This is a genomic window from Anabaena sp. FACHB-83 (assembly GCF_014697485.1).
Lineage (GTDB): Bacteria > Cyanobacteriota > Cyanobacteriia > Cyanobacteriales > Nostocaceae > Nostoc_B.
In genome coordinates, this window is the sequence record NZ_JACJRY010000064.1 from 19,160 (window position 1) to 29,723 (window position 10,564).

The 10,564-nt window shown below is 38.3% G+C and carries 10 protein-coding genes; 6 read left to right on the forward strand and 4 right to left on the reverse strand.

Features of this window, described 5'->3' with window-relative positions:
• Positions 1-72 precede the first annotated feature (72 nt).
• A complete protein-coding gene (locus H6G79_RS32985; RefSeq protein ID WP_190594726.1) occupies positions 73-1,059 on the forward strand; it encodes a lipopolysaccharide assembly protein LapB in 987 nt (328 codons plus the stop codon).
• On the opposite strand, the gene H6G79_RS32990 is transcribed toward H6G79_RS32985, so the two are convergent.
• The 4 genes from H6G79_RS32990 to H6G79_RS33005 form a co-directional block, all read right to left on the reverse strand.
• Entirely contained in the window at positions 1,017-3,509 is a 2,493-nt protein-coding gene (locus H6G79_RS32990) for a CHAT domain-containing protein (protein ID WP_199331730.1), read from the reverse strand. The two genes, H6G79_RS32985 and H6G79_RS32990, sit on opposite strands and share 43 nt — an antisense overlap.
• Positions 3,506-5,965, reverse strand: coding sequence for a filamentous hemagglutinin N-terminal domain-containing protein (locus H6G79_RS32995; RefSeq protein WP_190594727.1), 2,460 nt, complete (start codon positions 5,963-5,965; stop codon positions 3,506-3,508). Before H6G79_RS32995 ends, H6G79_RS32990 begins: the two co-directional genes overlap by 4 nt.
• 84 nt (positions 5,966-6,049) lie before the next feature.
• Entirely contained in the window at positions 6,050-6,526 is a 477-nt protein-coding gene (locus H6G79_RS33000) for a GNAT family N-acetyltransferase (protein ID WP_190594728.1), read from the reverse strand.
• A gap of 495 nt (positions 6,527-7,021) precedes the next feature.
• Positions 7,022-7,276: a hypothetical protein gene (locus H6G79_RS33005; protein WP_190594729.1), complete on the reverse strand. Its 255-nt coding sequence runs from the start codon at positions 7,274-7,276 to the stop codon at positions 7,022-7,024.
• A 258-nt stretch (positions 7,277-7,534) separates the two neighbouring features.
• Here H6G79_RS33005 and H6G79_RS33010 point away from each other — a divergent pair, with 258 nt between their 5' ends.
• The 5 genes from H6G79_RS33010 (at position 7,535) to H6G79_RS33030 (ending at position 10,240) form a co-directional block, all read left to right on the forward strand.
• Complete coding sequence (locus H6G79_RS33010) at positions 7,535-8,479, forward strand: hypothetical protein (protein ID WP_190594730.1); 945 nt, start codon at positions 7,535-7,537, stop codon at positions 8,477-8,479.
• Positions 8,480-8,541: 62 nt separating this feature from the next.
• Entirely contained in the window at positions 8,542-8,736 is a 195-nt protein-coding gene (locus H6G79_RS33015) for a hypothetical protein (RefSeq protein ID WP_190594731.1), read from the forward strand.
• 12 nt (positions 8,737-8,748) lie between these two features.
• Complete coding sequence (locus H6G79_RS33020; RefSeq protein ID WP_190594732.1) at positions 8,749-9,003, forward strand: hypothetical protein; 255 nt, start codon at positions 8,749-8,751, stop codon at positions 9,001-9,003.
• Positions 9,000-9,398 (forward strand): PIN domain-containing protein, encoded by a 399-nt coding sequence (locus tag H6G79_RS33025; RefSeq protein ID WP_190594733.1) that lies wholly within the window; start codon positions 9,000-9,002, stop codon positions 9,396-9,398. Before H6G79_RS33020 ends, H6G79_RS33025 begins: the two co-directional genes overlap by 4 nt.
• A gap of 347 nt (positions 9,399-9,745) precedes the next feature.
• Positions 9,746-10,240 carry a hypothetical protein gene (locus tag H6G79_RS33030; RefSeq protein ID WP_190594734.1) on the forward strand — a complete coding sequence of 165 codons (495 nt, stop codon included), beginning with the start codon at positions 9,746-9,748 and terminating at the stop codon, positions 10,238-10,240.
• Positions 10,241-10,564 lie beyond the last annotated feature (324 nt).

A 10,564-nucleotide genomic window follows, 5' to 3' on the forward strand; every position in this document is an offset into this window, starting at 1 on the left:
GAAGGTAGCTAAACGAGAAAATTAATGTTCCTGGGATTACTCACCCAAAAATTTGTCAAGGCTAGAGTTTCAATGGTTTCATTAGTATTGATGACTCTAAATTGTTCCGTAGCAATGGGTCAACCTCAACCAATGGCAAAGGATTCTTGTACTAATTCAATAGCGAGAATTTACAACGAGGGAGATCGCTATTTACCCAAAGGCAGTTTACTTTGCCCAGGAGATCGTATTAATCCCAAAAGAATTGGAGGTAAAGTTGAGGTTTTATGTTTTTTGAATGGGAGAATAATGCAACTAGCAAGTGGTTCGATATCGGATGCACCTGATAAGTGTAGGCAAGCAACTCCAGGAAGCAAGAAAAGATGTACATTCCAAACTCCACAAGATTGTCCAAAATTTAAAGGCCCTGGCGAAGTTGGAAATGAGCCAATCATCCTGAGTCCTTATGGCAGTGTATTACTTCGCCAAAGACCTGTATTGTCTTGGTATCCAGTAAAAGGAGCAACCAGCTATAAAGTTTATGTCACAGGCTACAATCTTGATTGGCAGTTAGAGACGAAGAACACCACCTTACCGTATCCACAAGACCAAGCAGAGTTTCAGTATGGCATCGTTTACAAAATTACTGTACTTGCCAGAAAACCACAACAAACAACTAGTTCGATACCCTCAGTGGTATATATGCTTTCACAAAGTGACGCACAGGACACTTTAGAAAAAATCAAAAAAGTGAAAGAACTGGGCTTATCACCAGATGAAGCGGCTTTACTCGACCTAGATGCTGTGTATATGGAAAAGAGTCTATTACACCAGACAATCGAAACTATGAATGAAAGAGTAGCAGCCGGTAGTCAAAACCCAACTCTTTATCGAGTATTAGGCGATCGCTACTTGGAAGCATGGCTACCACAAGAAGCAGAAACTGCATACCAAAAAGCGATTGAATTAGCGCAAAGTAGTGGCAATGCTAGAGAGTTAGAAACTGCTAAGGAACACTTAAGAGTGCTAAAAGAAACTCAAAGCCAGCCGCCCACTAGTATAAAACCTGACCAAAAGTAGGGGTGATTATATTTGGGATCGTTCAGCAAACTTAACTGTGCAAGTCTAAGTGCTTCGGCTTTCGGAATGCCATTTTTTAAACTTTGATAAAAAACCCTCATCAGTTGAACAGTGGAGACAGCATCTACTTGCCATAAGGTCGCAACTGTACTTCTGGCTCCGGCCTGTGCCGCTACACCTGCAATCCCTAATGCTGCTCTTTTGTTGCCTTTAGCCGTTTGACAAGCACTGAGAACCAATAACTCAATCGGGTCTTGATTTTGTTGAGTTTTTAGCCAACCATTAAATTGTTGAATATCGATAGGCTTGTCCCAGGCTAACAAGACTGTGCGTTGAGGATCAGAACTAAATTGACCGTGGGTTGTTAGGTGAACAATCGGGAAATTTGCTGTTGTCAGTTCTTGCTGTAATCTTTTGCTAGTAAACTTTTCATTCAGCAACTTAGTTGAAGATTTAGTTTTTTGATTAATTTCAGCTACTTCTTGTTCCACCTCTAGCAAGGCTTGCAAACCTTCGGGTGCATTTGGGGCATAGAAGCTTGGGCTAACTTTAGAAAGTCCGGCAATTAAAGCTTTTAGCTCTTGGTTAGACAAAGCTTTTAAAGGTCGAATTTTTGAGCCTAGAGTTACTGCCATACTATAGTGCTTGATTAAATAATCCTGTCCATCGTGCAGCAATACCAAAGGTATACTCTGAAAAGAAGTGTCCAAACTAAATACCAGTGTTCCTGATGAAGGCAAATATTTTTTGATAGGTGCAAACAGCAACTGGTAAAGGGCTTGAGATTCGGAAATGATAATGTCTTTTTCAATAGCAGCTAATCTCTCGTCTTGTAGACTCAACAACAGATTGTTGACATGAGATTGAACCAGCTTTGAACTAGTAACGTAATGATGAAGGGAATGATTAGGAGATTGAACAATAATTAATACTAAATCATTAAGGTTAATGATTTTAATTAATGTAGTATTACTAGATATCTTAACTTTATCTAAAGAGATTAAATCTAGCTTTCTGCACTGAAGAAAATTTTCTAGTTGTGTTAGTTGAAGTTGGTCATCTGTTTGTTGAATTAACCTTAAATTAGGAAACTGACCGTTCAACAACAATCGCATATAATTTCGATATATAGGTTCAACAGTCTCTTGAAGCGAAAATTGCAAATCTGCATTTATTGTCCCTAGTTCATCTCGAATTCGTTGATAGCTTTTAATTGTGGCTTCATAAAAATGAAGAGCTTTTTCATATTGCTTATAGTTATTATAGAAAATACCTAATTCTTTTTGCCATTGATAAGCGAGTTCTAAATCTTGAATCGATTGTGCAATACTAAGAGCTTGTAACCAAAGATATTCAGCTTTTTTCGGTTCTAATCTACCTAAAACTCCTAAACTATAAGATTGCATTCTTTGGTGATTTATATGTTTAGCTAATTCAAAGGCTGATTGGGCAACTTCAATAGCGGTAGTATGTAACTGCTCGTCTGATATTTGAGCTAAACTATTAGCGAAGTTTATTTGAAAATGAATTGATTGATTGGCAGGTAATTCATTAAATAATGCAATATTTTGTATTATTAGCTTGATTAATGATTGAAGTTGCGGCTGAATTTGAGTTTGGGTTTCTACCAACCGTTGATTTTTTGATTTAACTGCTACTTTTAGCCATTGTGAGAAATCTATTAAAAGTTTTACACTGTTTAATTGTGATTGTAACTTTAAAGAAATGCTGGCTGTTTTATTAACATTTATTTGTTGAAATATTTTGAGAGAGCTTAAGGCAGAATCTATAAGAAAATCACTTAACTTATCTTGAAAATCAGGCTCTTCTATTTCCGAATATTTATTTCTCAATTGGTTATAGTAAGCCTGTTCTGTAATCCCTAAAGAAAGCAAAACATTATTATTATCAAAAATTGGTGATTGCTGGGCAGACTCTAAAATTTTTTGTAAAACTATTTTTGATTCTGATAGTTTGCCCAACTGACGCAGTACATCCCCCAAATTATGCAATGCTAACAAGTAAATTGGTTGGGAATTGAGGCGTTCAACTATGTCAAAACGATTATTAATAGAATCGTTTGGCTGTTGTGGTTCACAAATCCAGCTTTGGGTAACAGAATTGATGGCTTCTAGAAGTGTCTTGCAAGCACGAGGATACATACCTAGAGCTTGCAAAGCTATATTTTGATTAATTAAACTTCCGATAATGTCTTCCTGAGATTTTAGTTTTTGATAAATTATAGTTGCTTTCTTGAAACTATCAAGTGCTTCTGTTGCTTGCCCTAAATCTAATTGTTCATTACCTTTACTTATCAAGAATTGTGCTTGACTTTGTTGCATTTCTGGAGTCACAGCAAACCCTGATATTACAAATGATTGGCTAACACTAATTAATAACCCTAACGCACCTATTAATAGGTACTTAAATAAACGACGAAGTTTAATCATTGAGTTACTGAAATTTTAGTATGACAGGTTGGCTCAGAAAAAGCGGTATTAACTGTTGTGTTAGCTTGGGCAACTAAGGTTACTGTGCCGTCATTATTAAATTGCCAACCTTGGGCGGGAATGATTTTGGTAGTTGATAACTTTGGTTCGTCTAAATTATTGATAGTTGAGGCAGTGTTTGAAACTCTAGGTTGCCAAGTAGGATTTATATATGCAGATTCTAATGGGCTAGATGGTAAACCACCTTTACCAGTTATGACAAATCTATTTTCTGCACCAGCCTTTCCTGGGCAAACTGATGCTATTTCTGGGGTTGATTTAGGTAATTCTAGTTGAGCATTAACCAGGGGTGATTGAGTTCGGGAGACATTTGTTTCAACATTACCATCAATGCCTTGTTGCGAAGATGCTGTAACCAGACTGTTAGGAGATAGAAACAGTCCTTGGGTGTTAATTCTAATATTGCCACCTCTGCCCTGAAAAGCATCTGCTGTGATGCGGCTGTTATTGAAACCAGCGATGACATCAGCATTGATTCTGATGTTGCCGCCGTTGCCATTCGTACCTTGTTGGCCAGCCGTGGCAGAGATATTGCCATTATTTAGTTGAACGAGCTTTGACTCAATGCCAATATTTCCACCTTCGGCGATCGCGGTGGTGGCACTGATACCTCCACCATTGGAAATGTTGATTCTGTTTGCATTGATATTGATGTTTCCCGCATTGCCAATGCCTTCGTTGCGGACGGTAATTAAAGCGTTGCCAGTAACATTTAAAACAGGTGTATTAATAATAATATTTCCTGAGTTTCCTGAAGGAACAGGAGGAAGCCTAAATAAATTTCGCAAGACTTGAGACTCAACCTTGGCTGATGAAATCACTAGCGACGGATTTAAGGAATTAAGTGTTGCATCTATATTTATGGATTTGGAGGCATTGATAGTAATGCTCCCACTATCGCCGCTTGCAAAAGTAGAAGAATCAGTTCTACCGCCTTCTTGAACTAACAAGCTCGCTGTATTGATTTCTAAATTACCCGCATTACCAGTATTGAAAGCTGTAGCAGATAAAACACTTGGCTGAAAGGTATCTGGTGCATAACCCTCAACCATTACGTCAGTTGCATTTATTGTCAAATCTCCTCCTCTACCAGATCCAAAGGTCGAGGCTCCTATTGCACCACCACCTGTGGCAATTAGTCGTTGTGCTGATATTACAATGTTGCCAGAATCTCCCGAACTAAATGTTCCAGAGCTAATAAGGCTAAAAAGAGCAGAATTGCGAGGTGAAACTCCAACTACATTCACAGAATCAGAAGCCTTTACGACTACATCACCACTGTTGGCAGAACTAAATGTTAAGGAATTTATTTGTCCTCCATCCCGAAGAATTAACGTTCGAGTTGATATTGTTGAATCTCCAGCTTTACCGAGTCCTAAAGTCTCATTTCGTAAACTACCAGCAATTCTAGCGATTGGATCAGTACCATTTATGTCTAAAGAGTTAGAAGCATGTATGTTAATTGTTCCTCCTGCTATTGATCCTTGATTCTGAATTAAAATGACAGAGCCATCAGTAAGTGTGATGTTTTGCCCTTGTAAGTATATAGAGCCGCTAATAATACCACTAGTATCAACTAGAGAGCGTTTTAAAAGTTGAATATCCTGAAAAGAAACTGTATTATCATAAGACAAGTTCCAACCAGAGGATGTTTGTGTCAAGTTAACCAAACTGTGATTTCCTACACTACCTAGTTCAACCCTCCCGCCTTCAGCTATTATCTTGCCACCATTTAAAATTAAATTCCCTCCAACCAATGCTATTGTCCTTGTTGGCTGAACTTGTAAACCTGTTGAGCTACTTCGTCCCAATACTGGGGAGAATCGTGAACCAGTTAAATCGTGTCCTGTTCCTTCGACATTAATTGCTTTAGGGTTACTTCCAAATAGCAGTCCGATAGGTGAGCTTATGGTCAGTATTGGTGTAGCTTGGTGTTTATTAGCTGTGAACTCAAAGCCATCTGCAAACTTGATACTGTTTGCAGTACTACCAATAAAGGAACCACCAATATTTAGCTGGGCATTTTGTCCAAAAATAACTCCGTTAGGATTGATTAAAAATATGTTTGCTGTACCGTTAGCACGAATTAGTCCATCAATATTAGAAACAGAACTACCAGTGACTCGACTTATAATATTCTTAACATCTAGCGAATTGTTAAAATAAGCTTGGCTCCTATTAGAAACAGAAAAATCTTTAAAGCTATGAAACAAATTTTCTCCTAATTTTGTTCCATTTTCTATAAATATAGTATTGTTGTTGATTTTTATACTTGTGTTATTTGGTAATGTGCTGTCTGGAATGATTTGAGAATAACAAGTTAGGTCATTTAGTATAAGACAACCTAAAGTAATAATTACTTTTAAAAAAAATAAATTGTATTTAAGATAAAGCATAGTTTACAAGAGCTTAATTCTTTACAAGTTAGAGTCATGTAATAACTTATTAAAATATTTATTTTTTGCAGCTAATTAATTTTTTTACAAACAGCCTTTGTTTTTTGCATATTTCATAAATATTACGGAAGCATTAAAAAATCTATTCCGGAAGTGAGATAAGCGAAACTTAAATTTAAGAGGGCATGGCAATTCTTCAAAAAGAACGGGTGTAAAACCACATTTTATATAGAATTCTATTAATTCTCGTTTGACACATTTTAAATAGAGAGGTTGGATTGCTTCATTAACTAAATTTTCAACTAAAAAACTTCCTAAACCTTGATTTCTAAAATTTGGAGCTACGTATAAGCTACCTAGTTCTTGTGCAATATAATAATTTCGTATTTGTCCAAATGCTATCAAACGTCCATGATATTCAATTACTAAAAATTGCTGCCACCTCATTTGAGTAGGATCAAGTCTAGCTTTGAAAATTAAAAATATAATCAACCCGATATCGCAAGATTTGGCTTTTCTAATAACATACTGGTTTTGAAAATATAAATTAGTCTTTGTCATTGAATACAAAATATAAATTAGCAAAAAATAATTGGAGCAAGATAAACATAATAATATAACTTACTTGTAGATAATTGAGAAACTGACAATATACATAATGTAGAGATAAATGAAAACTTAAAAAACATCAGACAATTTCTAACTATTTTAAGTATATTCTCAAATGTGGCAAAGTTTGACAATCGAAAATCTTGATTTTAATACTAAAGTTAAGTTTAATTATTTTTTACTTTTAAAATTCTTAAGTAAACAATTAATCAATCTACCTTTGGATAGAAAAATCTAGTGTATACCTAATTAAAAATATGCCAAAAGTTAGATGTTTTTTATTTAAAAACCAGAAGGTAAAAACTTTATCTTACCATCAGGTTATGTCAGTGCTACAAACTTCTCCAACCTCAGTAGAAACCTAAAACAAATCAGTAGTCAGCTAAAGTAGACTACTGAAATACATGATATATGCGTTAATTATTGCAACTATCTAAAGATAGATTATCAATCACAAAACCCATCAACCCGCAAATCCCGCCAAATTTCCGAAACCTGCCACCCGGAGTTACCCACAGACTGAAAAAGCGGAGCATAGATCGAAAGCTCCTCGGCGACTGTGTGAGTGACTTCTTGTGCTGGCTGCTCAACAATGGGATCTTCAACGACAAGCTCAACTGGAGAAAGTTTTTCGGTGGCTGGCTGTGGCGCAACAGACTTTTTGAGAGCGCGGAACTCTGGTTTTTTGATAATGGGGTTCATGTTTGTTCAGGTGTAAAAGGCTGGGATTAATTAAATATTCCATCTATAGTGAGTGATTATGGTAGTACCAAACAAGTAGTGATAACAGGGTAGTAAGTTTGGTCGATGAATGACGTGGCCAATAACAAATGCAAAGATAGAAGCAGCCAATGAAAAACCCCAGCCCTTTTGAACGGGTTGGGGAATTGTATAAAAGACTATTCTCATCATGACACAACCAAAAACTTGTTCCACCATCTTTAGCCTGGAAGTGGAACAATGACCAACTCTTCTTCTCGCAAAAAGACCACAGCCCAAGCTTCAGCCAAACCAAAGCCTGCTCCTAAAATTCAACAGCAGGATGACCAGCATTTAGAAACCATTGAGGTGAAGGCTGTTGAAGTAACGGCGGTGGAGGTAACATCTGCCGTTACTTCAGAAGAGTTAACAGCAGATGAACAAGGCGATCGCTTGAACTTGGAACGTAAGGTCGAACACGCATTTTACGAAGCAGGGAAAGCTTTGAGGGAGTTGCGTGATCGTCGGCTTTATCGTTCGACGCACAAAACATTTGAGGAGTATTGCCGCGATCGCTTTGGGTATAGCCGGCGACAACCTTATTTGTTAATGGATGCGGCAGTAGTGTTTGATAACCTGAAAGAAAAATGTGATCCAATGGATCACATTTTGCCGACTAACGAACGACAAGTGCGACCGATGATTCATCTAGAACCCCAAGAACAGCAGAAAGTATGGAAACAAGCAGTCCAAGAAGCTGGCGGAAAAACCCCATCTGGCCGCATAGTCCAAAGTGTTGTAGATAAAATTCGAGAACGCACCAAAGTACCGAATCCCTTCCGAATTGGCGAAATCTGCGTTCTTGTACCCAAAGAAAATCCAGACTTACGAGGCAAAGGCGGTTGCTGGGGTGTCATCACTCACGTTGGCGATTACAGTTGCACTGTTCAAACTTGGGACGGGGAATACACAGTCAAAATTGAACACCTAAAATCGTTAGAACTGCTAGATGATGACTGTAAATCAATGCAACAGTTATGTATGCGATTGCGGCGATTGCAACAAGTGGCAGACCATGACCCGGCTGTGGACTGGCTGTTGCAAGGGTTGGGGAAACAGGCGAAGCCGTATTTGTCTTCGTTGCAAGCGAAGCTGTTGGTGGCGGTGGAACGGGAGTATGGACTTGATGGGAAGCAGAAGAAGTGATACTGAATAAGTTGCTGGAGTCAAGCGATCGCTCCAGTCAAAATCCAAAAATTTCTTGACTAATGCCCACAATCTGTTGCAGTCGTTGGGAAAGCCGCTTGTGCGATCGCATTTGGCGGTTGCGGGAGAGTGGGAGATTGGGCAAGTTGAGGCGACCGTATTTGACGGTTGTGGAAGAAAGGCTGTTGGGTGTGATTGAAAAAGAATACGGCATCATAGATAAAACAGCGCACAATTTTCAGTCAACCAAGAACTAGGAGAAAACAGTAATGCAGAGTATTAAGTTATGTTCTCACGTTGGGGCTGACGGGATTTTGCACCTTGAGATTCCTGTTGGCATCACAGACCAAGAAATGGAAGTTGTGGTGATTTATCAACAGATAGAAACATCCACCGCCCCAAAAACACCCGAAGAATTAGGATGGCCACCAGGATTTTTTGAACAAACTTATGGCAGTTGTCAAGACGATCCAATTGTTATTGACTATGAAGGTGATTTTGAGACAAGGGAAGAGATAGCGTGAAGTATTTGTTAGATACTAATGTTTGCGCTCGTTATCTCAACGGTAGGTCACTCTCTATTCGAGAACGCTTGCGGTCAACCAATGTCGAAGATATTGCTGTGTGTTCAGTGGTCAAAGCAGAGTTATTTTATGGTGCAATGAGAAGCATTGACCCAACTAGAACGCTCTTCAGGCAGCAAGAGTTTCTCAAATTGTTTGTTTCTCTACCCTTTGATGATTCTACCGCACTTGTTTATGGCAGAATTCGAGCAGAGTTATTAGCCAGTGGAACGCCGATTGGCCCCAATGATTTTCAAATAGCAGCGATCGCCTTGACACATAATTTAACATTAGTCACACACAACACCAGAGAATTCAGTCGTGTTAGTGGATTGGCGATTGAAGACTGGGAGTAGGGGCAATCGTAAGAGTGCAGTCTAAATTCGTCATTATGGTCAAGATTTACGCACCAATTTACCTACAAACAAATTTACGAGCGTGAGGGGGCGCACTATAATCATCCCATAAAGGGTGGGTATACGGAAAAACTCTGTATAATATCCAAAATAGAGGTTGAAAAAGAAGTTTTCCGTATATTCAGAAAGAAGTAGCTGTAATACTTAATATAATTAATTAGAATTTAGAAAAAGATTATACGGAAAATTTCCGTATAACAAATAGTTAGACTTCAAATTGTCAAGCATCTTTTTGTGTTTCATGCTTGATGTTTAGAAGTTATTGAGAGAATTCATCACTTTTCTTTATGAAAAAGTTCAGTGCTGCTTTGTTGGGGGTGCTTTTAGCAACAAATGCTGCTTATGCACATCGGGACAGAATCTTGACACTTACTCCAAATGGTTCGATTCCAGAGATTCCCGCCACCTTCGGTCGCGCCCACCTTACGGTTAGTGGCTTGGGAACAGACCAGCCATTAATTCAGCTCAAAATAGGTACGCACCAAACTACGCTTCCCGCTTGTGTCGCCCGCTTAATTCGCACAACGAGTCAGAGAGATATCCGACTCACAGGGTCGTGGTATCACGATGAGAGTATTCTCCCTTATTACATCAACATTGAGTTCTATGATCCTGGACGCAACCCCAATCTCCATAACTCAAGCTATCAGATTCTGTACAATCTCCACAATGCCAAAATCATTAAACTGACTAGATTCAAGGCCAACCTACTTGGCAACGGAGTCCAGTCCACAGATATTGTTTTGCCTGTGAACTGTAAGTCAGTGCTTATGGGGACGTAATCTAACAATTCGTTCAGTAGTAAACCAAAAAGTTTTTCTCCAAAGAGCGAACCCTAAAATACTCAGATGGAAGCACCAGCCGAGGCAGTTTTGAAGTGTTTGGGGGAAATCAAGCGACCGCATTTGACTACGTTTGAGGAAATGCTGTTGAGTGTGATTGAGCAAGAATACGGACTCAGTGATTGACTTAAACAGTGAAAAAACTCGACAATATAGAACCCATTTGGGATCTAGTATACTGATAAAATAACAGTATGTTTTGTCACTTATGTATTTAAGCAGTTTAACAGATGAAGAGTGGCTAATTATTGAACCATTATTACC